This is a genomic window from Amycolatopsis sp. VC5-11 (genome assembly GCF_037034185.1).
Taxonomy (GTDB): domain Bacteria; phylum Actinomycetota; class Actinomycetes; order Mycobacteriales; family Pseudonocardiaceae; genus Amycolatopsis; species Amycolatopsis nivea.
The window spans coordinates 398,186-420,886 of the sequence record NZ_JBAGKF010000006.1; the positions used below are offsets into that span (position 1 = coordinate 398,186).

General features: G+C 70.1%; 24 protein-coding genes and 1 pseudogene. 18 read left to right on the forward strand and 7 right to left on the reverse strand.

What is annotated here, in order from left to right:
* Nucleotides 1-72: 72 nt before the first annotated feature.
* From WA670_RS21455 to WA670_RS21465, 3 genes are all read right to left on the reverse strand, one after another.
* Nucleotides 73-414: a hypothetical protein gene (locus tag WA670_RS21455; protein WP_037818481.1), complete on the reverse strand. Its 342-nt coding sequence runs from the start codon at nt 412-414 to the stop codon at nt 73-75.
* A gap of 575 nt (nt 415-989) precedes the next feature.
* Entirely contained in the window at nt 990-2,246 is a 1,257-nt protein-coding gene (locus WA670_RS21460) for a cation:proton antiporter (RefSeq protein ID WP_336158648.1), read from the reverse strand.
* A gap of 1 nt (nt 2,247) precedes the next feature.
* Nucleotides 2,248-4,734 (reverse strand): ATP-dependent Clp protease ATP-binding subunit, encoded by a 2,487-nt coding sequence (locus WA670_RS21465; RefSeq protein WP_134734072.1) that lies wholly within the window; start codon nt 4,732-4,734, stop codon nt 2,248-2,250.
* A gap of 143 nt (nt 4,735-4,877) precedes the next feature.
* On the opposite strand from WA670_RS21465, the pseudogene WA670_RS21470 reads away from it, so the two are divergent.
* The 3 genes and pseudogenes from WA670_RS21470 to ligD (WA670_RS21480) form a co-directional block, all read left to right on the forward strand.
* A pseudogene (locus WA670_RS21470) lies at nt 4,878-5,288 on the forward strand (DNA polymerase ligase N-terminal domain-containing protein); the annotation flags it as partial.
* A gap of 145 nt (nt 5,289-5,433) precedes the next feature.
* On the forward strand, nt 5,434-6,378 hold the full coding sequence (ligD, locus tag WA670_RS21475) for a non-homologous end-joining DNA ligase (protein WP_134734073.1): 945 nt from the start codon (nt 5,434-5,436) through the stop codon (nt 6,376-6,378).
* The gene (ligD, locus tag WA670_RS21480) at nt 6,375-7,238 is read left to right on the forward strand and encodes a non-homologous end-joining DNA ligase (RefSeq protein WP_134734074.1); all 864 of its coding nucleotides are present in this window, start codon (nt 6,375-6,377) and stop codon (nt 7,236-7,238) included. The genes ligD (WA670_RS21475) and ligD (WA670_RS21480) overlap by 4 nt, the downstream gene beginning before the upstream one ends.
* Nucleotides 7,239-7,340: 102 nt before the next feature.
* Here the strand turns inward: ligD (WA670_RS21480) and WA670_RS21485 are convergent, their stop codons facing one another.
* On the reverse strand, nt 7,341-8,084 hold the full coding sequence (locus WA670_RS21485) for a S1 family peptidase (protein WP_134667925.1): 744 nt from the start codon (nt 8,082-8,084) through the stop codon (nt 7,341-7,343).
* A gap of 187 nt (nt 8,085-8,271) precedes the next feature.
* Between WA670_RS21485 and WA670_RS21490 the strand changes: the two genes are divergently transcribed.
* The 14 genes from WA670_RS21490 (at nt 8,272) to WA670_RS21555 (ending at nt 18,023) form a co-directional block, all read left to right on the forward strand.
* On the forward strand, nt 8,272-9,186 hold the full coding sequence (locus WA670_RS21490) for a hypothetical protein (RefSeq protein ID WP_336158649.1): 915 nt from the start codon (nt 8,272-8,274) through the stop codon (nt 9,184-9,186).
* A gap of 265 nt (nt 9,187-9,451) precedes the next feature.
* Nucleotides 9,452-9,718, forward strand: a complete 267-nt coding sequence (locus WA670_RS21495; RefSeq protein ID WP_037818560.1) for a gas vesicle protein GvpO — start codon at nt 9,452-9,454, stop codon at nt 9,716-9,718.
* 18 nt (nt 9,719-9,736) lie between these two features.
* Nucleotides 9,737-10,180 carry a gas vesicle structural protein GvpA gene (locus WA670_RS21500; protein WP_107051192.1) on the forward strand — a complete coding sequence of 148 codons (444 nt, stop codon included), beginning with the start codon at nt 9,737-9,739 and terminating at the stop codon, nt 10,178-10,180.
* Entirely contained in the window at nt 10,177-10,905 is a 729-nt protein-coding gene (locus WA670_RS21505) for a GvpL/GvpF family gas vesicle protein (protein ID WP_336158650.1), read from the forward strand. Before WA670_RS21500 ends, WA670_RS21505 begins: the two co-directional genes overlap by 4 nt.
* Nucleotides 10,905-11,141 (forward strand): gas vesicle protein GvpG, encoded by a 237-nt coding sequence (locus WA670_RS21510; protein WP_336158651.1) that lies wholly within the window; start codon nt 10,905-10,907, stop codon nt 11,139-11,141. Before WA670_RS21505 ends, WA670_RS21510 begins: the two co-directional genes overlap by 1 nt.
* Before the next feature lie 13 nt (nt 11,142-11,154).
* Complete coding sequence (locus WA670_RS21515; protein WP_336158652.1) at nt 11,155-11,727, forward strand: hypothetical protein; 573 nt, start codon at nt 11,155-11,157, stop codon at nt 11,725-11,727.
* On the forward strand, nt 11,720-12,742 hold the full coding sequence (locus WA670_RS21520; protein WP_336158653.1) for an SRPBCC family protein: 1,023 nt from the start codon (nt 11,720-11,722) through the stop codon (nt 12,740-12,742). The genes WA670_RS21515 and WA670_RS21520 overlap by 8 nt, the downstream gene beginning before the upstream one ends.
* Nucleotides 12,743-12,756: 14 nt before the next feature.
* On the forward strand, nt 12,757-13,095 hold the full coding sequence (locus WA670_RS21525) for a gas vesicle protein (protein WP_134667920.1): 339 nt from the start codon (nt 12,757-12,759) through the stop codon (nt 13,093-13,095).
* On the forward strand, nt 13,092-13,826 hold the full coding sequence (locus tag WA670_RS21530; RefSeq protein WP_336158654.1) for a GvpL/GvpF family gas vesicle protein: 735 nt from the start codon (nt 13,092-13,094) through the stop codon (nt 13,824-13,826). Before WA670_RS21525 ends, WA670_RS21530 begins: the two co-directional genes overlap by 4 nt.
* Entirely contained in the window at nt 13,793-14,005 is a 213-nt protein-coding gene (locus tag WA670_RS21535; protein WP_051172506.1) for a gas vesicle protein, read from the forward strand. The genes WA670_RS21530 and WA670_RS21535 overlap by 34 nt, the downstream gene beginning before the upstream one ends.
* Nucleotides 14,006-14,016: 11 nt before the next feature.
* Nucleotides 14,017-14,301, forward strand: coding sequence for a gas vesicle protein K (locus WA670_RS21540; protein ID WP_037818464.1), 285 nt, complete (start codon nt 14,017-14,019; stop codon nt 14,299-14,301).
* Nucleotides 14,302-14,401: 100 nt separating this feature from the next.
* Entirely contained in the window at nt 14,402-14,953 is a 552-nt protein-coding gene (locus WA670_RS21545; protein WP_336158655.1) for a (2Fe-2S)-binding protein, read from the forward strand.
* On the forward strand, nt 14,950-15,954 hold the full coding sequence (locus WA670_RS21550) for an FAD binding domain-containing protein (RefSeq protein ID WP_336158656.1): 1,005 nt from the start codon (nt 14,950-14,952) through the stop codon (nt 15,952-15,954). Before WA670_RS21545 ends, WA670_RS21550 begins: the two co-directional genes overlap by 4 nt.
* A complete protein-coding gene (locus tag WA670_RS21555; protein WP_336158657.1) occupies nt 15,951-18,023 on the forward strand; it encodes a xanthine dehydrogenase family protein molybdopterin-binding subunit in 2,073 nt (690 codons plus the stop codon). The genes WA670_RS21550 and WA670_RS21555 overlap by 4 nt, the downstream gene beginning before the upstream one ends.
* 9 nt (nt 18,024-18,032) lie before the next feature.
* On the opposite strand, the gene WA670_RS21560 is transcribed toward WA670_RS21555, so the two are convergent.
* Entirely contained in the window at nt 18,033-18,683 is a 651-nt protein-coding gene (locus WA670_RS21560) for a dienelactone hydrolase family protein (protein ID WP_336158658.1), read from the reverse strand.
* A gap of 78 nt (nt 18,684-18,761) precedes the next feature.
* On the opposite strand from WA670_RS21560, the gene WA670_RS21565 reads away from it, so the two are divergent.
* Nucleotides 18,762-19,358, forward strand: a complete 597-nt coding sequence (locus tag WA670_RS21565; RefSeq protein ID WP_134734082.1) for a gamma carbonic anhydrase family protein — start codon at nt 18,762-18,764, stop codon at nt 19,356-19,358.
* Here WA670_RS21565 and WA670_RS21570 read toward each other — a convergent pair.
* Entirely contained in the window at nt 19,297-21,450 is a 2,154-nt protein-coding gene (locus WA670_RS21570) for a HEAT repeat domain-containing protein (RefSeq protein ID WP_336158659.1), read from the reverse strand. The two genes, WA670_RS21565 and WA670_RS21570, sit on opposite strands and share 62 nt — an antisense overlap.
* A gap of 400 nt (nt 21,451-21,850) precedes the next feature.
* Nucleotides 21,851-22,693, reverse strand: coding sequence for an NAD(P)-dependent oxidoreductase (locus WA670_RS21575; RefSeq protein WP_442893116.1), 843 nt, complete (start codon nt 22,691-22,693; stop codon nt 21,851-21,853).
* Nucleotides 22,694-22,701 lie beyond the last annotated feature (8 nt).

Sequence of the window (22,701 nt, forward strand, 5' to 3'; positions counted from 1 at the left end):
CAACTCGGCTGAGCACAGCGGAAACGGCCGCCGCGGGGCAGATGCTCCGCGGCGGCCGTTGTCAGGCTGGCGTCAGTGGCCCTGAGCCGAGCCGCCGTCGACGATCGTTCCGGAGGCGCAGTTGTACGGCGACTTGCCCGCGGCCTCGTTCTCGCCCGGCGACAGCACCGGAACGTTGATGCCCTGCGCGACGTCGCGCACCGGGACCTGCACGCCGAGCACGTTGACGTTGTTGTCGCACACGCCGCCGACGAGGTTCAGGTTGTGCACCGCGTCCAGGTTGTGCACGTTGCCGAGACCGACCTGGTCGACCGGGTCGCCCGTCGCCGTGCCCCCGGCCGCGGAAGCCGATCCGCCGAGGACGGCCATGCCCGCGGCGAGCGCCGTGGCGACGAAACCGAGCTGCTTGATCACTGGTGAAAACTCCTTGCCAACAACAACCCGCCGCGTTTCGGCGGGAAGAAAACGGGCCGCGAATCCGGGATCGCGGCCGGGCGAACGGGGTTCGTGCTCCGGACGGGGCCGGTGCGCCCCTGGGCAGTGCTGCACCGGTCCCGCCCGGCCGGCGTCGCTCCGCGTCGCGGGCCCGCCGGGGCCGGCCCGGGAATGTCGGGCAGGTCCCGGCCCGAGCGGGCACGGACGACGCGGAGGCGAACTGCCGGACTTCGCGCCTCGGCCGGTTGCGCGTCCGGCCGGGTGCGAAGGATCAGTGGTGCTGTGTGCGGAGCTCGCGCTGTATTCCGAGCGAGCCGGGGGTTGCGGACGCGACTGTGCCCGGCGCGAAACCGGGGTTGTTCAGCATGGGAAGCGCTCCTAGCGGGATGGGCGATCACGTCGGGCGAAGTGCCGGTCCTGGGGTGCGTCGGGAAACCTACTGGCGCGAAGCGGGCGGCTTCCACTTCGTTCCACCATCGTGTCGGGTCGCGATTCTCTGACCGGGATTTCCGTAACCCAATGGGGGAAGCGGTTTTCCGGGCCGGGAAAGCGGACTATCCGGTCTCCTCCGGAAGGTGCCGCGGCACGTGCGCGCCCCGCTCTTCGACCCGCCGCATCACCGGCGCGGCCAGAATCCCGTGTATCAGCACGGAAAGCGCCACGGCCAGCGCGCCCACCCGCCACAGCAGGTCGGCGCCCGGCAGGTTGGCTTGGTGGAGTCCGTAGGCGAGGTAGTAGAGCGTTCCGATGCCGCGCACGCCGAAGAACGCGATCGCGAGTGCGGCGCGTCCGCGGGCGGGGGAGCGGATGAGGGAACCGACCCCGGTGAGCGGCCGGATAACGAACACCGCGACGGCCGCGAAGAGGACTTCGAGCAGGGTCGTCCCGCGCAGCAGGCCGTCGCCGAGGGCGAAGCCCAGACCCAGCAGCGTGATGGCGACGAAGAGCCGTTCGAGCTGGCGGCCGAAGGTGTGCAGTACCTCGTGGTAGCCGTGCGAACGCTCACTGGTCCGCACGCACACGGCTGCGGTGAACACGGCGAGGAAACCGTTGCCGTGCAGCAGTTCCGCCACCGCGAACGGCAGGAAGGCCAGTGCCAGCAGCACCAATCCGTCGGAATATTCGGCCAGCCGGAAGCGCGACGACGGGATGCGGAAGAACGCCCACGCCAGGAGCCGGCCGAGGGCGAGCCCGACCAGCACCCCGATCGGCAGCGGCAACAGCACGTCGGTGCCGATCGACACGTGGGTGCCCGCCAGCAGCAGCGCGACGAGGACGAACGGCATCGCGAGACCGTCGTTGAGGCCCGCTTCGGTGGTGAGGGTGAAGCGGATCTCGTTGTCCCGCGCCAGATCCGGTTCCACGCCGGGGTCGGGGACTCCGACGTCGCCGGCCAGCACCGGGTCGGTGGGGGAGAGCGCCGAACCCAGGAGCAGCGCGGCGGCGGGGGCGAGCCCGAGCCACCACCAGCCGAGCAGGGCGACCGCGGCGATGGAAAGCGGCATCGCGACGAACAGCAGCCGCCACGGCGACATCCATCTTCGCAGCCCGAACGGCCGGTCCACGGACAGGCCCGCACCCGCCAGCGCGAGCACGATGCCGAGCTGGGTGAAGGATTCCACCACGTCCGCATGCTGGGCGGGCGAGGCCCAGTCGCCGAGGTAGGGCAGCGGCAGCAGGCCGAGCAGCAGCCCGGCGAGCAACATCACCAGCGGGGTGGAGAACGGGCGGTCGGCGACCAGTTTCGGCAGCACGGCCGCGGCGAGCGCGAGCAGTCCGGCGACGCCGAACAGGACCGGGAGCGGCGGCACCTCAGGCGGTCGCTGAGGTGTCGAAGCGAAGTCCCTCGTCGCCCGCGTCCACGCGCACCGCGGTGCCGGGCGCGACGTCGCCGGACAGCAGCCGGCTCGACAGCGGGTTGTCCACGTACCGCTGGATCGCCCGCCGCAGCGGCCGCGCGCCGAACTGCGGTTCGTAGCCCAGTTCGCTGATCCGCCGCACCGCCTCCGGCGTGAACTCGACGGTGAGACCCTGCGCGTGCGCCCGCCGTTTCGTGCGCTCCAGCAGCAGTTCCGTGATCCGGTCGAGCTGGCCGGCTTCCAAGCGGCGGAAGACGACGATCTCGTCGATCCGGTTCAGGAACTCCGGGCGGAACGATTCGCGCAGCCGCCGCATGAGGCGTTCGCGCAGCTGGTCGCCGTCGCCGTCGGCGGGCTGGACGAAGCCGAGCGCGCCGTGGGTCGAGCTGCCGACGAGGTCCGAGCCGAGGTTGCTGGTCATGATGAGGACCGTGTTGGCGAAGTTGACCGTGCGGCCCCGGCCGTCGGTGAGGCGGCCGTCGTCGAGGACCTGCAGCAGCACGTTGAACAGGTCCGGATGCGCCTTCTCGACCTCGTCGAGCAGCACCACGGAGTACGGACGGCGCCGCACCGCCTCGGTGAGCTGGCCGGCGTCCTCGTACCCGACGTACCCGGGCGGCGACCCGATCAGCCTGCTGACGGTGTGCCGCTCGGAGTACTCGCTCATGTCGATGCGCACCATGCTGTCCTGGTCGCCGAACAGCGCCTCGGCCAGCGCCCGCGCGAGTTCGGTCTTGCCGACGCCGGTGGGGCCGAGGAACAGGAAGCTGCCGAACGGCCGGTCGGGCTCCGCGAGCCCGGCGCGGGACCGCCGCACCGCCTCGGCGACCGCGCGCACGGCGTCGTCCTGGCCGATCACGCGGTCGTGCAGGTGCTCCTCCAGGCCGAGCAGGCGCTCCCGCTCGGTCTCGGTGAGCCGCGTCGCGGGCACGCCGGTCAGCCGGGAGACGACCTCGGCGATGTCCGCGTCGGTGACCTCCACCGGTCCGCCTGGGCGTTCGACGGGTTGTTCGAGACGTTTCCGCACGTCAGCTGCCTCGTCGCGGAGCGAGGACGCGCGTTCGAAATCCTCCTCGGCGACGGCCTGGTCCTTCTCGCACTGCAATTGGTCGAGCCTGGCCTGCAGCTCGCGCTGGCCGTCGGGCTTGGTCCGCGCGCGCAGCCGGACGCGAGCACCGGCCTGGTCGATCAGGTCGATCGCCTTGTCCGGCAGGAACCGTTCGGTCAGGTAGCGGTCGGACAGGTCGACGGCCGCCCGCAGCGCGTCGTCGGTGTAATGGACCTGGTGGTGGGCCTCGTAGCGGTCGCGGAGGCCGTGCAGGATCGACACGGCGTCCTCGACAGTCGGCTCGGGCACCAGGATCGGCTGGAACCGGCGTTCCAGCGCCGGATCACGTTCGATGCCGGTGCGGTACTCGTCGAGCGTGGTCGCCCCGACGATGTGCAGCTCGCCGCGCGCGAGCGCCGGTTTCAGCATGTTCCCGGCGCCCTGGCCGCCGCTGCCCTCGCTCGCGCCGGCACCGACGATCGTGTGCAGCTCGTCGACGAACACGATCAGCTGGTCGCCGTGCTCGCGGATCTCCTTGAGCAGCGCGGACATCCGCTCCTCGAAATCGCCGCGGTAGCGCGTGCCGGCGACCATCGCGGTGAGATCGAGCTGCACGACGTGGCGGCCGCTGAGGATGTCGGGCACGTCGTCGTCGGCGAGCCGCTGCGCGAGGCCTTCGACGATCGCGGTCTTGCCGACGCCCGCCTCGCCGATCAGCACCGGGTTGTTCTTGGTTCGGCGGGACAGCACCTCGACGGTCTGCTCGATCTCGTCGTCGCGGCCGATCACCGGGTCGATCCGGCCGTCGCGGGCGCGGGCGGTGAGGTCTTCGCCGTACTGGGCGAGCGTCGGGGTGTCCTGCAGCGGTGTCGGGCTGTCCGCGGCGGAATCCTGCCGGAGGCGGTCGGTGGTCACGCCCTCTTCCCGCAGGATGCGGCCCGCTTCGGACTCCTCGTTGGCGGCGAGCGCGGCCAGCAGGTGCTCGGGGCCGATGAACGGGGAGCCGAGCCCGCGGGCGAGCTGGTGGGCGTCGATCAGCGTGCGTTTCGCACCGGGCGCCAGCGCGGTCGCCGTGGTTTCGCCGTTGGCTGCGTGGTCGCGTTCGACGCGTCCGGCGACCTTGGCCGGGTCGACCCCGGCGCGGGTCAGCGCCCGCGCGGTGGCGGGCAGCTGGGTGGCGGCCCACAGCAGGTGCTGGGTGTCGACGTGCCGCCCGCCCCACGCGCCCGCGCGGTCCGCCGCCTCCGCGACGAGCCCGCGAGCCTGGTCGGTGAGCAGGCGCGCCACGTCGACCGAGTAGCCGCGGCGGCCGGGCGCGGCCTGGCCGAAGAACTGCGACAGGAACTGGTCGAAGGGGCTGTTGCCCTGGCCGGGCGGGAAAAATCCGGTCATCGGAGCGCTCACATCTCGGAATCGGGGTCAGGAGTCCGCTTACCCGCTGCCCGCGCCGGTAAACGGGCGCCGCCGGTCGTGCCTCCAGGCCGCACGTTTCGCGCTCCCGGCGTGCGGGCACCCGGGCGGTCGGAGGTGGTGGGATGTCCTCGAAGGACCGGCTGGCCGCGTACCGCGCCAAACGCGACCCGCGCCGGACCCCGGAGCCGAGCGGGGGCCGCGGGAACGCCGAACCGGTGTTCGTCGTCCAGCGGCACGACGCGAGCAGCCTGCACTTCGATTTCCGGTTGGAGATCGGCGGCGTTCTCGTCTCGTGGTCGGTGCCGAAGGGTCCGTCGCTGAATTCCTCGGACCGGCGGCTCGCCATCCGCACCGAGGACCACCCGCTCGACTACGCCCGGTTCGAGGGCACCATTCCCGCCGAGGAGTATGGCGGCGGCACCGTGATCGTGTGGGACACCGGCCCGTTCGACGTGCTCACCGACGACCCGGCCGACCAAGCCCTCGAAGACGGCCATCTCAAGGTCTGCCTGCACGGCGAGAAGCTGAAGGGCGCCTTCTCCCTGATCCGCCGCGACTCTTCCGGCCAGGAGCAGTGGCTGCTGATCGAAAGGACGACGAGGGCGCCGACCGCCGCCGCAAACCCGCGAAGACCCAGCTCGAATCCGTGCTCACCGGACGCACCAACCGGGACCTCGAATGACTGGTCCTGGCTGGCGCGAGCCGACCCTCGCCACCCTCACCGACCGCCGCTTTTCCGACGAGGACTGGATCTACGAGCGCAAGCTCGACGGCGTACGCGCGATCTGCGTGCGCGACGGCGGCACGCCCACGCTGTACTCCCGCAACCGCAAGGTGATGGACAACGCGTACCCCGAGATCGTGGAAGCCCTTGCCGCGCAAGGCGGACCGCGATTCGTCGCGGACGGGGAGATCGTCGCGTTCGACGGGGACCAGACCAGTTTCGCCGCGCTCCAGCCGCGCATCCACCTGACCGATCCGGAGCGCGCCCGCGCGACCGGCGTGCGCGTGTACTACTACCTCTTCGACCTCCTGTACTACGACGAGCAGGACACCACGCCGCTTCCCCTGCGCGAGCGCAAGTCGATCCTGCGCGACGCCTTCACCTTCAAAGACCCGCTCCGCCTGTCCTCGCACCGCAACACCGAGGGCGAGAAGTACTTCGAGGAGGCGTGCCGCCGCGGCTGGGAGGGCGTGATCGCGAAACGCGCCGACGCGCCGTACCACCACGGCCGCTCGCCGGACTGGCTGAAGTTCAAGTGCCAGCAGGGGCAGGAGATGGTGATCGGCGGGTTCACCGCCCCGCAGGGCAGCCGCATCGGTTTCGGCGCGCTGCTGCTGGGCTACCACGAGAAGGGGCGGCTGCGGTACGCGGGCAAAGTCGGCACCGGGTTCGACCACCGGCTGTTGACCTCGCTGCACGCCGAACTGGTCCGGCGCGAAACGGACGGTTCGCCGTTCGCCGATCCGGTGCGAGAGCCGGGTGCGCGCTGGGTGCGGCCCGAGCTGGTCGCCCAGATCGGGTTCTCCGAGTGGACCCGCGACGGCCGGTTGCGGCACCCGAGGTTCACCGGCCTGCGCGAGGACAAGAAGCCGTCCGACGTGATCCGGGAGCACCCGTGAAGATTTCCCATCCTGACAAGGTTTTCTACCCCGCCGACGGTCTCACCAAGGGCGACGTCGTCAAGCATTACCGCACGGTCGCGCCCGCGATGCTGCCGCACCTGCGCGGCCGCCCCCTCACGCTGCGGCGGTACCCGGACGGCATCGAGTCCGAGGGGTGGTTCCAGAAGCATCCGGGCGAGCACTTCCCGTCGTGGCTGCGCACCGAACGCGTGCCGCGCCGGGGCGGCGGGACCGACGAGTACGTCGTGTGCGACGACGAGGATTCCCTGCTGTACCTGGCGGACCAGGGCACGGTGGAGTTCCACGTCTGGCTGTCTACTGTGGACGCTCCGGAGAGGCCGGACCTGCTGGTGCTCGATCTGGACCCGCCGGACGGCACCGACGTCGCCGACCTGCGCACCGCAGCCCGCCGCATCCGCGACCACTACGCCGACGCCGGTCTCGCCGCGTACCTCCAGGCCACCGGCGGACGCGGCTTCCACGTCGTGGCGCCCCTCGACGCCACGGCGACCACGGACGTGGTCCTGGAACTCTCCCGAGCCTTGGCGGACCGCATCGCCGCGGCCGACCCGGAGCACCTGACCACCGCCCAGTGCAAGGACCGGCGCGGCGACCGCGTCTTCGTGGACGCGAACCGCAACGGCTACGCCCAGACGTTCGTGGCCCCGTACTCCCTGCGCGCCCGCCCCGGCGCGGCGTCGGCGACCCCGCTGGACTGGAGGGAACTCGGCAAGGCCGAGCCGAACGGCTGGGGCCCGGACAAACTGCACCGGCGGCTGGCGCGCAAGGACGACCCGTGGCGCGGAATGGAGAAGGACGCCGGATCAGCGGAGAAGGCGCTGGAAAAGCTCAGCTGACCCGCCTTTCCCGCCACCGGGCTGTCCGTGAAGGACTCCTTGGGGGAATCAGATTCCGTCAAGGAGCCCTTCACGGACGACGTGCACCAGGGCCCGCGGCGATCAGACCCCGGAGACCTGCTGAATCCAGTCCCGCCCGGCGGCCACGCTGCCGTAGGTGGTGACGCTGGAGCGGTCGCTGGTGGAGCACACCCCGACCTGGATCCCGCCGTCGACCATCGGGCCGCCCGAGTCGCCGCCCGCCACCGCGCCGTTCGGGGTGCTCGCCGTGATGGCCGGTCCGCCGGAGTTGTCGCTGTCCTGGGTGTTCGAGATCGTCACCTCGGCCTTCTTCAGCACGCTCGACTGGTGGTGGCCCTCGTCGGTGCTCTGCGTCGCGCCCCAGCCGTACACGGTGGCGCTGTCGCCTTCCTGCGCGTCGTCGGAGCTGCTGGCGAGGCGGGCGTACGTGCTGCCGCCGTCGGTGTTCAGTTTGATCAGCGCCAGGTCGCCGCCGGAGTAGACGTAGGTGGAGGCGGCCTTGGCGTGCACGCCGCCGCTGGCGCTGTTGGAACCGATGTACAGGTCGATGTCGGTGAGGCGCTGTCCGTTGTTGTCGTACATGCAGTGCTTCGCGGTGAGGACCCAGCGGCTGCCGATCAGGGTGCTGGTGCAGAAGAAGGTGTAGCCGTTCGCGTGGCCGTTGAAGCGCGTGATGTAGCCGGGGTTCTGCGCGGTGCTGCCGCCGATGATCGACGGCTGGGCGGCGGGCGCCGCGGGGCTCGCGGACGCGGGGGTCACGGCGAACGCGCCGAGCACCGCGCAGGAACCGGTCAGCACGGCGAGGGCCCGGGTGAGTGCGCGCATGTCGCTCCTTGGGGACAGTTTCCGATGGGGGACGCTTCCGAACGTAAGCAGCGCGGCCGGGCGGCGGAATCCGCCGAACCGCCGGTAGCGGGCAAGCGGCGGCGACGCGACTTTCGGCGGGTTGCCAACCGGTGAACGGATGCCGAGAATCCGTCTCGACCGGTCCGTTTTTTCCAGGAGAGGCGAAATGCGGTTGTTCGCCCCGGCTCCGGGCGGGGAGCGGCTGGCCAAGGCACTGGCCGAGGGGCCCTTCGAACGCGCCCTGACGCTGGCGATCGAGCGCAGCGGCCTCGGGCTGGCGCGGCTGCGCGAACGGCTCGCGGCCTCGGGCGTACCGGTCAGCACGACCACGCTCAGCTCCTGGCGCACCGGGCGCAGCCGTCCGGAACGGCCGGAATCGTTGCGGGCACTGGCTTTGCTCGAGCCGGTCCTGGACGTCCCGCCGGGGACGCTGCGCGCGCTGCTGGACCGGCCGCGCACCGGCGCCCCGGCCCCGCGCGCGGCGCGCTGGGACCGGTTGTGGGAGAACCGCAGCCTGCTTCCGATGGTGCTGAACTCGTTCGAGGACTCTTCGCCGGAATCGGTCAGCGTGCACGAAACCCTGCACGTCGACGCCGCGGGACGGATGCGCGGTCTCCGCGTGCGGGAAGTGCTGCGGGCGCTGGACGAACCGGCGTTCGTGCGCATCGTCGCGCTGCGCGGGTTCACGCCCGGGCAGTCGCCGGCGCTGGTGTCGGCACGGTACTGCCGGCCCGGAGTCGTGCGGACGACGCCGGAACAGGCGTTCTCGGTGACCGAACTCGTCCTCGACCATCCGCTGGCTCCTGGCGAGACGGGGATCGTCGAGTACCGGTTCGCGTTCCGCGACGAGGAACCGGATTCGCGCTACGACCGGCGGTTCCGGCTGCCGATCGCGGAACACCTGCTGGAAGTGCATTTCGATCCCGCGGCGCTGCCCGCGGAATGCGTGGCCTACCGGCAGGACTCGCCGTCCGGGCCGGAGCAGGAGACTGCGGAGGTCCGGCTGCGGCCCGGCGTGCCCGCGCACGTGATCCGGACCGGGCAGGGGGCCGGAATTCACGGAATGCGGTGGCGGTGGTGATTTCGTGACCGTCCGCGATCCACTGCGGACGGCCGCGGTTTGTCCTTCTTGGACAGACAGTGCTTTCCGTTGGGAACAGAGCGCTTCGCGCGCGGCCCGCTACTGAGCGTTCGATTCTGCGCTGACTGGTGGGCGGCGCTGCGCTGTTCGGCGCAATTTCGATGTTCCTGGCGAGTAGGCAGTTTTGGCCGGAGCACCCGGGGTAGCCGACTCCACATGTTTCATCGGCCTGACGAGAGTGGACGCGACGACGGCCGGAGGCGTGATGGCTGAAAACAGCCGGTCGCCCGCCGGGCTCATGCGCGACGCGCGTGCGGTGTTCGAGGAGCTGACCGAAAAGGACATCGAATCCGTGTCGGCGTTCACCCGGGACGGCGACGGATGGAAGCTGCTGGTCGAAGTGCTTGAGCTGGAACGGGTTCCGGACACCACCAGCCTGATGGCCACGTACTGCGTGCGGGTCGACGCACAGGGCGGCTTCCTCGGCTACGAGCAGGTCCGGAAGTACGCGCGCGGCCAGATCGACGCGTGAGGAAGGGAAGGCGATTTCATGACCATGGCGACCGGACGGCAGGGCCAGAACGGCCAGCTGCAACGCGGGCCAGGCACCGGAAACCTCTACGACATCCTCGAACTGATCCTGGACAAGGGTCTCGTGATCGACGCGTTCGTGCGGGTTTCGCTGGTGGGCATCGAATTGCTCACTGTGGACGCACGGATCGTCGTGGCCAGCGTGGACACTTATCTGCGGTTCGCCGAAGCGTGCAACCGGCTGGATCTCACCCGTGCTTCGAGTGCCACGACGCTGCCCGACTTGCTGGGCGAGGTGACCGAGAAAGGCGCCAAAGGGAAGTCCAAAGGCGCGTTGACCGGTGCGGTCGAGACGTTCGCCGAGCAGTTCCAGAAGTCCAGCGACAAGGACGAGAAGGACGAAGAGCCCGAAGAACGGCCGCGCGCTCGCAGCCGGCGCAGCAGTGCGAGGTCGAGCGAATGAGCACTTATCTGTACGGCATCACGTTCGCCGATCATCCCGCGGAGGTGGGCGATCTGCGCGGCGTCGGGCCGTCGCCGTCGCCCGCGCGGGTGCTGGCGGCCGGGGACGAACTCCGTGCGGTGGTCGGCGATGTCGAGGGTGAACTGCGGGCGAAGCGCAGGGATCTTCTTGCCCACCAAGAGATCTTGCAGGCATTGTGCGAGAAGGGGCCGACGCTGCCGATGCGCTTCGGTGTCGTCGCGGACGACGACACCGCTGTCGCGGAGGAGATCGCGGCGAAAGCCGAGGTGTACACGGCTGCGCTGCAACGCGTCCGCGGACACGTGGAGATGAACGTCAAAGTCTCGCACCGGGAAGAGGCCGTACTCGGCCAGATCCTTGCCGGGGACGAGGAAATCCGGAACTTGGCCGCGAGCTTGCGGGAGGACGCCGGCCGCGGGCAGGCGGAGCAGGTGCGGTTCGGCGAACTGGTCGCCGGACGGCTGGAGGAGCGCGAAGGCGAGGACGCCAACGCGGTGCTGAGCTACCTGCTTCCGCTGGCGTCCGAGCACGCTCCGGGACCGCGGGTCGACGGATGCTTTTTCAACTGCTCGTTCCTGGTGCCGCAGGAGAAATTGGCGGAATTCCAGGACGCGGTGCAGCGGCTGACGGCCCCGGTCGAGGAAGTGGCGGAGGTCCGCGCGCAGGGACCGCTGCCGCCGTACAGCTTTACCGAGGACGAATAGTGGGACTGCTCGGCGAGATTCTCCTGCTTCCGCTGGTGCCGGTGCGGGGCGTGGTCTGGGTGACCGGGCAGGTCGTCGACGCCGCCGAGCAGGAGCAGATCGCACAGCTGCAACGGGAGCTCGTTGCGCTGGAAAAGGAACTGGTGGCCGGCGGGATCACCGAAGAGGAGTTCGACCGCAGAGAAGACGAAATACTCGATCTGCTCGAAGAATTCGACCGGGGGGTTGCCGGATGAACGGAGCGAACAGATGACACCGGGAATGAAGGTCGCGGCCGCCGTGGTCGGCGGTTACGTGCTCGGGAGACGGAAAAAAGCCAAACTGGCGATCACCATGGGCGCCTGGCTCGTCGGGCGGAAGCTGAACCTGGACCCGAAGAAGCTGCTGTCGGACGTCACGCGCGAGCTGGCTTCGTCGCCCGAACTGGCCGGGGTCCGCGATCAGGTGCGGGACGAGGTGCTGGGCGCGGGCAAGACCCTGGCCGCGGACATCCTGACGCACCAAGCGGGGCGGCTGGCCAGTTCGCTGCAAGAGCACACCGACACCCTGCGGGACAAGGCCGCCGGTCTCCCGGCGGCGGTCAGCGGTCGCGACGACTCGGACGATCAGGAGCCGGAAGACGCCGACGACAACGAGGACGGCGGTACGGAAGAAAGCGAAACCCGGCCCCGTGCGCGCAAACGTCCGGCGAAACCGCGTGCGACGCAAGGGTCGCGCAAGTCTTCCAGCAGTTCGTCGAGTTCGACGTCGCGGAAACGGACGTCCTCGGGCGGCCGTACGCAGAAGCGCTCCTCGGGCACTTCGGGGGTGAACCGTGGCTGAATCCCGTTCTGACAACGACGAACTCGGTCCCCTGGCGAAGCTGCGGGAACTGGCCGCCCGCAACCCCGCGACGGAACAACTGCTGCATGCCGGCGAGGAATACGCACAGGCGAAGGCCGAACAGGTGATGTCCTCGGCGGGCAGCAAACTGGGCGAGGCGTCCCGGCGGCTGGCCGACGCGGGCGGCAGCGGCTCGCTGAAGGGATTGTTCAGCGCGGGCGAGAAAATCGCCGAAGGGAAATCCCCGGTGCGGGCGGCGGTCGAGGCCGGCGGCACCGCTCTCAAGAACTCGGTGTCGGGGCTGTTCGGCAAGCGCGGCAAAGGGTCCGGCGGCAAGAAGATCATCAACATCATCGAGGACATCGACATTGGCGTGCCGGTCCGCGAGGCGTACGACCAGTGGACCGAATTCCAGAAGTTCAGCAGTTTCGCCAAGGGCGTCACGAGCGCCGAGCAGACCGACGACACGACTTCGCAGTGGCGGTTCAAGATCTTCTGGTCGAATCGGTCGATGAAGGCCACGGTCACCGAACAGATCCCCGACGAGCGGATCGCGTGGACCACCGAAGGGGCCAAGGGCACGATCAAGGGCGTCGTGACCTTCCACGAACTCGCCCCGAGCCTGACGAAGGTCCTGCTGGTCATCGAGTACTACCCGGCCGGGCTGTTCGAGAAGACCGGCAACATCTGGCGCGCGCAGGGCCGCCGGGCGCGGCTGGACCTCAAGCACTTCCGCCGGTTCATCACGATGGCCGGGGAGGCCTCGGGCGACGGCTGGCGCGGCGAGATCCGCGACGGCGAGGTCGTGCGCTCCCCGGAGCAGGTGCGGGAAGACGAGGGCGACGACGGCGGCGAGGACGAACCGCGCGAGGAAGAGGACCGCGGCGAGGACGAGCCCGAAGACGAAGACCTTCCCGAGGAAGACGAGGACGACCTCGACGAGGAAGACGAAGAGGAAGACGACGAACCCGAGGACGAACGTCCCCGGGGCCGCCGCGCCGTCGCGGCGCGGTGACGAGGAGGCAGCAGATGAGCGAGTCCAGCCTGGCCGCCGGGAGACCGGCCGGAGTGTCCCGCCCGGGCGGTTCCGGCGGCGGCGCGAACCTCGCCGACATCCTGGAACGGGTGCTGGACAAGGGCATCGTGATCGCCGGGGACATCCAGGTCAACCTGCTCGACATCGAGCTGCTGACCATCAAGGTGCGGTTGCTGGTCGCGTCGGTCGAGCGGGCCAAGGAAATGGGCATCGACTGGTGGGAGCACGACCCGTCCCTGTCGTCGGGCTCGCAGCGCAAGGATCTGCTCGAGGAGAACGAACGACTGCGCGCGCAACTCGAACTCGCGCGGGGAGAGCGAGCGGAACAATGAGCTGGTATTGCTACGCAGTCACGGAATTCGCCGCGGAAAACCCGGCGGAGGACCTTGCCGGGCTCCGCGAGCAGCCGGTTTCCGCCATTTCCGAGGCCGGGCTGACCGCGCTGGCCAGCCCGGCCCCGGACGAAGGGTTCGACGAAGCGTCCTTGCAGCACCTTCCGTGGCTGGAAGAAATCGCCCGAGCGCACAACGCCGTCGTGGACGAGGTGAGCCGTCGGGCGGGCGTGCTGCCGCTGCGGATGGCGACGATCTACCGCGACGAGGGCCGGGTCCGGGAAATGCTCGCCGAGCATTCCGCGCAATTCTCGGAAGCGTTGCGCCGGGTCCGGGATCACGCCGAATGGGGCGTGAAGGTCTTCGCCTCGCTCCGCGCTGCCGAAGAGCCCGCCGCCGAAGCGCCCGCCGACGGACGGTCCTACTTGCGCCAACGACTCCGCCAACGCCAAGCGCGGGACACCCGGACGAACGAAGCGCTCGCGGTCGCCGAGCGAATAGAGCGGGAACTCGCGGAGCTGTCCGCGGACCTCCACCGGCACCGCACCCAGGACCCCGCCCTCACCGGCCGCGCCGACCGCAACATCCTCAACCTGGCCTGCCTGGTCCCCGACGCCGGCCGCGAACGCTTCCTGGAGCGGCTCGCCGACCTGCGGCAATCGGACGTCGCCGGAGTCGAAGTCGAGGTCACCGGCCCGTGGGCCCCGTACTCCTTCGCGGGGATCTCGTGACGGGCGCGGTCGAGGAAACCGACCGGCTCGCCCTGGTCGACCTGCTGGACCGGCTGCTCGCCGGGGGCGTGGTGCTCACCGGCGACCTGGTGCTGTCGGTCGCCGAGGTCGATCTGGTGCACATCTCCCTGCGCGCGCTGATCACCTCGGTCCGCGAAGACTGCCCGGCGCCCTGGTGAAAGGAGGGCCGATGCCCAAGGCCGACGCGCTGGCCACCCGCCTCGAAACCGACGCGGACACGGTGGAACGCGACCTGATGAAGCTGGTCCTGACGATCATCGAACTGCTCCGGCAGCTGATGGAGCGCCAGGCCCTGCGCCGCGTCGAGGAGGGCGGGCTGACCGAGGCGCAGGAGGAACGCCTCGGCCTGACCCTCATGTTGCTGGAAGAACGGCTGACCGAACTCCGGGACCGGTACGACCTTTCCGCCGCGGATTTGAACCTCGACCTCGGCCCGTTGGGGACGCTGTTGTGAGCGAGTTCGTGCGGTCGCGGTCCACGGCGGCAAGGGAGCCGACAACCTGCCCTCGACCAGGCAGAGGTTTGGGCGCGGGGTGAGCGGGTATGGCGGCGGTATGCGACCGGCCGAGACGGAACCCATCCCGGAAACCGCCAGTGCGGTCCGGACGATCGCGCTGCGCGTCGACGGGACCGAGCACCGGCTCGCCGTGGACCCGCGCCGCACCCTGCTGGACCTGCTGAGGGAGCAGATCGGCAACTACAGCGCCAAGAAGGGCTGCGACCACGGCCAATGCGGTGCCTGCACGGTTCTGCTCGACGGCCGCCGAGTCCTGTCGTGCCTGACCCTGGCGCTCACCTGCGACGGCACCGAAGTGACGACAGCCGCTGGCCTGGCCGAGGACGGCGAGCTGCATTCGCTGCAACAGTCGTTTGTGGACCATGACGGGTTCCAATGCGGCTACTGCACGCCCGGCCAAATTTGTTCCGCGGCCGGATTGCTGGCCGAGTTCGGCGACGGCACGCCCAGCTACGTCACCAAGTCGGTGGTCGACACTCCGCAATGGACTGACGAGGAAATCTCCGAGCGGATGAGCGGAAACCTCTGCCGTTGCGGCGCCTACGCCGGGATCGTCGCGGCGATCCGCGAGGCGGGAGAGCAGCGATGAAGCCCTTCGCGTACGGCAAACCGGCGACGACGGCCGAGGCGGTGCGGGCAGTGGCGGCCGAACCGTCCGCGATGTTCCTCGCCGGCGGCACCAATCTCGTCGACCACCTGAAACTGGGGGTGGCCCGCCCGGAGCGCATCGTCGACGTGACTGGCTTGATGTCGACCGAGATCCGCGAGAACGACGGCGAACTGGTGATCGGCGCGGGCGTCCGCAACAGCGACCTCGCGGCCGACCGGCGGGTCCGGGAGCGGTATCCAGTGCTGGCCGAGGCGCTGCTGTCCGGGGCGTCGCCGCAGCTGCGGAACATGGCCACCGTCGGCGGGAACCCGTTGCAGCGCACCCGATGCGTCTACTTCCAGGACGTCACGACCCCGTGCAACAAGCGTTCGCCTGGCTCCGGCTGCTCGGCCCTCGGCGGCTACACGCGCCATCACGCGATCCTCGGCGCGTCCGATCAGTGCGTCGCGACGCATCCCTCCGACATGGCAGTGGCGATGGCGATGCTCGACGCGCGCGTCCACGTGCTCGGCCCGTCCGGAGAGCGGACGCTGCCGTTCGCGGACCTGCACCGCCTCCCGGGCGAGCACCCGGAACGCGACACCGTCATCGAACACGGCGAACTGATCACCGCCATCACGCTGCCCGCCACTTCCTGGTCGCGCCGTTCGACCTACCGCAAGGTGCGCGACCGGGCCTCCTACGCCTTCGCGCTCGTCTCTGTCGCAGTTGGACTGTCCATTTCAGACGGTGTCATCGAGGACGTCCGGATGGCTTTCGGCGGCGTAGCGCACAAACCCTGGCGCGCTGAGCGGGCAGAGGAAGTCCTGCGCGGCAACCGGCCCAGTGCGGATGTCTTCCGCGCGGCAGCCGATGCCGAGCTCGCGGACGCCACGGCGTTGGACGGCCTCGACGGAGGGAACGCGTTCAAGATCCCGCTCGCCGCCCGCACCCTGATCGCGGTGCTGCGCGACCTGACCACCGAGGAGCGCGACCGATGACCGGACTGCTCGAACCCCGGGCGATCGGACGCGGGCTCACCCGCCGCGACGGTCCGGCGAAGGTCACCGGAACCGCGCCGTATGCCTACGAACACCCCGCCGAAGCACCGCTGTACTGCCATCCGATTCAAGCGGCCATCGCCCGCGGTCGTTGCCTGCGGATCAGCGGCGTCGAAGCGGAAGCCCTCGACGGTGTCCGCGCGTTGATCACTCCCTTCACCGCCGAGCGGCTCGCCGACACCGACGACGCGGAACTCGCGGTGCTGCAGGATTGCGAAATACCGTTTCGCGGCAGGGTGATCGGGCTCGTCTTGGCTGAGTCTTCCGAAACCGCACGGCACGCGGCGGAACTCGTCGACGTCGAATACGAGACCGATCCCTTCGTCGCCGAGCTCAAGGCCGACGATCCCGACCTGTACCAGCCGGACAAGGTCAACCCGAGCTTCGCGACCGACACGAGCGAGGGCGACCTCGAGACCGCGTCCGCCGTGACTGTGGACCAGACCTACACCACGGCGATGTACCACAACAACCCGCTCGAACCGCACACAACGACGGCCTTGTGGGACGACGGCGTGCTGACGCTGTGGGACTCGACCCAGAGCGTCCACTCGGTACGGTCCACTGTGGCGAAGACTTTCGGCCTGCCCGCCGAGCGCGTCCGGGTGATCTGCCCTTACATCGGCGGCGGTTTCGGCTCGAAGGGGATGCCGCACGCCAACGTCGTGCTCGCCGCGCTGGCCGCCCGGACTGTGCCGGGCCGTCCGGTGAAGCTCGCGCTGACCCGGCAGCAGATGTTCAGCCTGGCCGGCTACCGCACGCCGACGATCCAGCGGGTCCGGCTCGGCGCCGACCGCGACGGACGGCTGGAGTCGCTCGACATGGCCGTCGTCGAGCAGACCTCGCGGATCAAGGAGTTCGCCGAGCAGACCGCGGCCCCCGCGCGGATGATGTACGCCGCGCGGAACCGGGCCACCAGTCACCGGCTCGCGCGGCTCGACGTGCCGGTGCCGTCGTGGATGCGCGCGCCGGGGGAGTGCCCGGGCATGTTCGGCCCGGAAGTGGCGATGGACGAACTCGCCGAAGCGCTCGGTGTCGATCCGATCGACCTGCGGGTGCGCAACGAACCGGAGAAGGATCCCGAAACCGGCCTCCCCTTCTCGAGCCGGCACCTGGTCGAATGCCTGCGCACCGGAGCCGAACGCTTCGGCTGGGACTCCCGGACGCGTGGCCGCCGAGACGGGCGATGGCTGGTCGGCAGCGGCGTCGCGGCTTCGGTGTACCCCGCGAAGCGGATGCCCGGATCGAGCGCGACGATCCGATACGAGAATGGCCGCTATACCGTCGAAATCGGCGCGGCCGACCTGGGGACGGGCGCGTGGACGATCCTGCCGCAGATCGCGGCGGACGCACTGGACGTGCCCGTCGATTCCGTCGACATCCGGATCGGCGACACCGATCTTCCCAAAGCCACGGTGGCCGGCGGGTCGACCGGAACCGCGTCGTGGGGTTCCGCAGTGGTCGCGGCCGCGGAGGCGTTCCGCGACAAATACGGCTCGGACACCGGCGATGGCGACGAGGCACAGGCCGACACCCCGAAGAACCCGGACGACAAGAAATACTCGACATACGGGTTCGGAGCACAGTTCGCCGAGGCGCGCGTCGACGCCGACACGGGCGAAGTCCGGGTGTCGCGGCTGCACGGCACGTTCGCGGTCGGCCGGATCGTCAACCCGGTCACCGCGCGCTCGCAGCTGCTCGGCGGCATGGTCATGGGCCTGTCGATGGCGCTGCACGAAAACAGCGTCCTCGACCCGCGGTTCGGGCATGTCGTCAACCACGACCTCGCCGAGTACCACATCGCGACCAACGCGGACGTGGAAGACCTGCGCGCGGACTGGCTCGACGAAACCGATCCGCACCTCAATCCCATGGGTAGCAAGGGAATTGGCGAAATCGGCATCGTCGGGACTGCGGCGGCGATCGCCAACGCGGTCCATCACGCGACGGGGGTCCGGGTGCGGGACCTGCCGATCACGCTCGACAAGCTCCTGCCGGGACTGCCCTGAGCAACGGCGTCACAGGGCGAAGGCGTGGTCGCCGCCGTCCGGAAGATGCCGGTCGAACCACGCGGCGGCTGCGTCGGCGACCTGCTCCAACGCGCCGGGCTCCTCGAACAGGTGCCCCGCCCCCGGCGCCACCACGAGCTCCCGGTCGCCCGGCAACTGGGCCGCAGCTGCCTTGTTCAGCCTGCGCACGGTGTCGTCGTTGCCCCCGACGATCAGCAGCACCGGGCAACGCACCTCCGCCAAGACGTCCTCGGCCAGATCCGGCCTGCCGCCGCGGGAAACCACCGCCCGCACGACGTCCGGCCGGCTCGCCGCCGCGCTCAACGCCGCGGCGGCTCCCGTGCTGGCTCCGAACAGCCCCACCGGTAATCCGCCCGCCGCGGGATGCCGGCTGAGCTCGTCCAGCGCACGCAGCAACCGGTCCCGCAGCAGCCCGATGTCGAACCGCTGCCGGTCGTGCTCCTCCTGGCTGAGCAGGTCGAACAGCAGCGTCGCGTAGCGGTGGTCCTGCAAGGTCCGGGCGACCGCCTGGTTGCGCGGGCTGTGCCGCGAACTGCCTGAGCCGTGCGCGAAAACCACCACCCCGGCAGCATCGGCGGGCACCGTCAACTCACCCTCGGCCGACGACGTCCCGGCACCGACCGCGAACGGTTCCGTCATGGCTTCCTCCTGCCAGCGTCCGGAACCGGATATCCCGGCAGGGCGACGGCCAAACGGACGGCGGGTTAGCGTGGACCGATGCTGATCGAACATCGAGGACGACGCCCGGTGGTCCCGGAGTCGGCGTACGTCGCCCCGACCGCGGTGCTGTGCGGCGCAGTCGTCCTCGGCGAACGAGCCCGAATCCTGCACGGCGCGGTGCTGACCGCGGAAGACGGGGAGGTCCGCACCGGTTCGGACGTAGTGGTCATGGAAAACGCACTGGTCCGCGGCCGGGCCGCACAGCCCTCGACGCTCGGGGACGCGGTGCTGATCGGACCGCACGCCCACGTCAACGGAGCCGTGATCGAGGACGAGGTGTTCGTCGCGACCGGAGCCTCGCTGTTCCCGGGCTCAGTCGCCGGCGCCGGGTCCGAGCTGCGGATCAACAGCGTGCTGCACGTCAACTCCCACCTCGAACCCGGCACGGTGCTTCCCATCGGCTGGATCGCCGCTGGCAACCCGGCCGAACTGTTCTCCCCGGACCGGCACGACGAGCTGTGGGAACTGCAGCGCACCCTGGATTTCCCGGGCACTGTCTACGGCACGCCGAGAGGCACCCCGATGCGCGAACTCATGCGCCGCCAAGCCGAGTTTTACGGCTCCCATCAAGGTGATCGTCTTCTTGACGAATGACGTCGACCGAAGCGAGCACCGTGCGGGCATCGCGCTGAAAGGCTTCGTCACCAACGATGTCGATGTCATTGGCCAAGCCGTCATCGGATTTGGCGACCCGTTCGACGAGATAGCGGCGCGGCGACGCGAGCGCCTCTCGCAGCAACGGCGCGGCGGGGGCAGCCGCGGACCCGAGTTCGGTGAGGTCTCGCGCGATACCGGGCCAGCGGCGACGGCTGCGCGTCCAGACCGACTGCAGGACGGCGACCACAGGCTCGGGATCGCCGCTGATCCGCCACAACGCGGTCGCGGCGTTTTGGTGCAGCCACCCGTATTCGTCGACACGATCGAGCAGCGCGCGCAACGCCGGAATCGTGGCTGCGGCGGCGGGTCCCAGGTCCCGCACGCCTGCCGCGGCCGCGCTGGCGGTGAAGTTGTCGTCCTTGCGCAACGCCCGAAGGATCACCGGCAGTGCGGTCTCGGCGTCCTTGTCCAGTTGCCACAGCGCCGTCGCGGCTCTGGCCGCGATTCCGTCGTCCGGGTTCTTGAGCAGCGGTCGCAGCAACGGAACAGCCTCGGCACCGGCGCCGATCTTGGTCAGGATCGAGGCGGCCTGCGCCGGATCGGATTCCAGCGCGGCCAGGACCTCCGGTGCTGCTTCGGCCGCGGCGGGCCCGATCTCGGCCAAGGAGTCGCACAGGGCTTCCCGGGCTCGGTCGTCGTTCTCGCCGAGACCTCGCAGGCGCTGCCGGATCAGCGGAACCAGTTCCGCGGCCGTCGGTCCCAGACCGGCGATGTGCGAATTGAGGTAGTTCGGCAGCGGATCCTGTTCGAGCAGCCACCGCAGCACCGGCAAGGCTCGGCTGTCGCCGCTGTGGCACAGCGCGCGGATGAGCGGGCCAACGTCGCCGCCGCCGTTGTACGGGTTCGGCACTGTCCACGCCAGGGAACCGGCCGGGGTGTACTCACCGGTGCGGGGAGCCGATTCGATGCAGGCCACGAGCGCGTCCGCGGCCGGAGCGGCGAGTTCGCCGATGATCGACAACGTGGTGGCGGCCCGCATGCGCAGCCTCGGCGGCGAGTCGCCCAGCTGGTCGCCGATCAGAGAGACCAGTTCGCTGTGGTCGCCTCGCCAGCCGAACAGCAGCGTCTGGGCGGCAAAGACAGCGTGGTAGCGCTGCGCCCAGTCCGCGGCGCGCAACTGCGCCGCGATGAATGCGGAGCGCGCGGCTATTCGGTCGCCGAACGCCCAGCTGACGTCCGTGACGAGACGGTCTAGATGCGGTGCCGGCTCACTGTTCTCGTAGCTGAGCGCACGCTGATGAAGCATGCCGCGCAAGGTTTCGGTGCTGACCGGATCCGGTCGCGGCGGCGGTTCCTCGGCATAGGCAGCCGCCACCGCCGCGGTGAGCGCGGTGACGACCCCCGCTGGCACTTGCGCGGGCCCGATGCGGACGCGTTCGGTCAGCGCAGCGACCCGAGCCCGGGCTGACGGCGCGCCGACAGCCATCGACTCCAACGCGGCACTGATCTCCCCGCCCGTGCCCAGCATGCCCGCCGCCTCGACGAGCGCGACCTGAACCTCGGCGTCGGGCTCGACCGGCAGCCGGGCCAGTACCGCGGAGGTCACCCGGGCCAGATCGTCGCGGCAGCCGGGCAGCGCCCCGGCGACCGCCCGGCGCACCTCGCGATCGGGGTCCTCGAGCAAGCTCAGCAGACCCGGACCCGCCGCCGCGAGCGTCCGGGCCGCCTCCGCCGCGGGGCCGGTGCTCGGCACTTCCCACCCCACGCCGCCGATGCTGGCGACCAGCCCCAGAACCCCGGCGCGGCCGGGCAACCCCGGCGTGGTCGCCGCTTCCAGCAGGAACGGCAACGCCGCCACCGTGCAGTCGTACACGTCGAGCTGGTGGTGGACCGCGCCCTCCATGCCGTCCAGCGCCCGCTCCCGCACCACCGGGTCGGGCGAAACCAGCCCCCGGAGCAGATCCGGGACATCGGTCGCCGGTCCGTACGCGTGCTTCATTCCCGCCCAGTCGATCTCGTCGAGACCAGAGAACACCGTCCACCCCGTTCCGGGCCGGGACCCCAGCCCGGCCGAGGGTGTGATCGACATCGGCGCATTCCCTGTTACGAACAGGAGAATCCCTTGGGCACGCCGGGGTTACCGCGGCTCGAGGAACGCCCTCCCCAACGGCGTGAGCGAATGATGCACCACCACCCCGCCCGCGTGGTCGTGATCAACCCCGCCGTCCGCAACGTCTTCGTATGTTGCACCGCAGCGGGGGAAACTCCCAGCCGCGCGGCCAACGCCGCAGTAGAGGACTCCGCCGCCAATGCGCACAGCAGCCGCGCCCGCGTCCGCCCCACCAGACCGGTCAGCTGGTCCTCCCGGGTTCGACCCGGGCGCGCCTCCCCAGCGCGGCTCTGCGTCCAGGATGCGTCCCCGGGCCGCGGTCCGGGAAGCGCTGTCTGCCGACCGGCGCGGATCCGCCCGCTTCCCAGACCGCGGGCGCTCAGCCGCGGATCACCTCGAACAGGCTGGTCCAGCTGTCCCGGCCGTGCCCGGCGGCGATCGCGCGGTCGTAGTGCTCCTTGACCGCGGCGGGCAGGGCCACGTCGATGCCCGCGTCCCGGCTCGCGGCGAGGATGTGGTCGGCCGTCGCGCCCATCATCTTGGCGTTCGCCTCGTCACCGGGGTGGCTGCCGCTGTCGACGTTCTTCGCCGCCTCGTCCAGCGACGTCTGCACCAACGTCAGCAGCTCGTTCGCGTACGGCACCAGCGTCGCGGCGGACACCCCGGCGGTGCCGACGAGCGCGGCGGAGTGCAGGAATGCCGACAGCGTCGTGAGGAAAAGATCCAGCAACGACAGGTAGTACAGCTGCGCCAGGCCGGGATCCGCACCCCGGTAGTCCGGCCGTCCGATGACGCGCAGGGCCGGTTCGATCCGCTCGAACGTCGGCTGCGCGCCGCTGTAGAACACGAACGCACCCTCGGTGCCGACGACCTGCGCGGGCACCATGATCCCGCCCGCGATCATCTCCGCGCCGCGCGCGGCCAGCCATTCCGCGGCCACCCGGGTGCGCTCCGGCGTGTCCGAGCTGAGGTTCACCACGATCTTCCCGCGCAGCGCGTCCTCGGTCGGCGCGAGAATGTCGTACATCGCCTGATAATCAGTGAGACTGAGGATTACCAATTCGTTCGCGGCCAGCGCCTCCGCGACCGTTCCCGCGCGCTTCGCGCCGGCGGCCACCACGTCGTCGGCGCGGCTCGCGGTGCGGTTCCACACCGTCACCTCGTGGCCCGCTGCCAAGTAAGACCGCACCATGGCCTGGCCCATCGGGCCGAGGCCGATCATTGTCACAC

Excerpts from the sequence above, each read along its gene's own strand:
- WA670_RS21465 (WP_134734072.1), bottom strand. The coding sequence starts at position 4,734 with ATGACCGGATTTTTCCCGCCCGGCCAGGGCAACAGCCCCTTCGACCAG.
- ligD (WP_134734073.1), top strand. The coding sequence starts at position 5,434 with ATGACTGGTCCTGGCTGGCGCGAGCCGACCCTCGCCACCCTCACCGAC.
- WA670_RS21485 (WP_134667925.1), bottom strand. The coding sequence starts at position 8,084 with ATGCGCGCACTCACCCGGGCCCTCGCCGTGCTGACCGGTTCCTGCGCG.
- WA670_RS21490 (WP_336158649.1), top strand. The coding sequence starts at position 8,272 with ATGCGGTTGTTCGCCCCGGCTCCGGGCGGGGAGCGGCTGGCCAAGGCA.
- WA670_RS21495 (WP_037818560.1), top strand. The coding sequence starts at position 9,452 with ATGGCTGAAAACAGCCGGTCGCCCGCCGGGCTCATGCGCGACGCGCGT.
- WA670_RS21500 (WP_107051192.1), top strand. The coding sequence starts at position 9,737 with ATGACCATGGCGACCGGACGGCAGGGCCAGAACGGCCAGCTGCAACGC.
- WA670_RS21505 (WP_336158650.1), top strand. The coding sequence starts at position 10,177 with ATGAGCACTTATCTGTACGGCATCACGTTCGCCGATCATCCCGCGGAG.
- WA670_RS21515 (WP_336158652.1), top strand. The coding sequence starts at position 11,155 with ATGACACCGGGAATGAAGGTCGCGGCCGCCGTGGTCGGCGGTTACGTG.
- WA670_RS21525 (WP_134667920.1), top strand. The coding sequence starts at position 12,757 with ATGAGCGAGTCCAGCCTGGCCGCCGGGAGACCGGCCGGAGTGTCCCGC.
- WA670_RS21530 (WP_336158654.1), top strand. The coding sequence starts at position 13,092 with ATGAGCTGGTATTGCTACGCAGTCACGGAATTCGCCGCGGAAAACCCG.
- WA670_RS21540 (WP_037818464.1), top strand. The coding sequence starts at position 14,017 with ATGCCCAAGGCCGACGCGCTGGCCACCCGCCTCGAAACCGACGCGGAC.
- WA670_RS21545 (WP_336158655.1), top strand. The coding sequence starts at position 14,402 with ATGCGACCGGCCGAGACGGAACCCATCCCGGAAACCGCCAGTGCGGTC.
- WA670_RS21550 (WP_336158656.1), top strand. The coding sequence starts at position 14,950 with ATGAAGCCCTTCGCGTACGGCAAACCGGCGACGACGGCCGAGGCGGTG.
- WA670_RS21555 (WP_336158657.1), top strand. The coding sequence starts at position 15,951 with ATGACCGGACTGCTCGAACCCCGGGCGATCGGACGCGGGCTCACCCGC.
- WA670_RS21560 (WP_336158658.1), bottom strand. The coding sequence starts at position 18,683 with ATGACGGAACCGTTCGCGGTCGGTGCCGGGACGTCGTCGGCCGAGGGT.
- WA670_RS21565 (WP_134734082.1), top strand. The coding sequence starts at position 18,762 with ATGCTGATCGAACATCGAGGACGACGCCCGGTGGTCCCGGAGTCGGCG.
- WA670_RS21570 (WP_336158659.1), bottom strand. The coding sequence starts at position 21,450 with ATGTCGATCACACCCTCGGCCGGGCTGGGGTCCCGGCCCGGAACGGGG.
- WA670_RS21575 (WP_442893116.1), bottom strand. The coding sequence starts at position 22,693 with ATGATCGGCCTCGGCCCGATGGGCCAGGCCATGGTGCGGTCTTACTTG.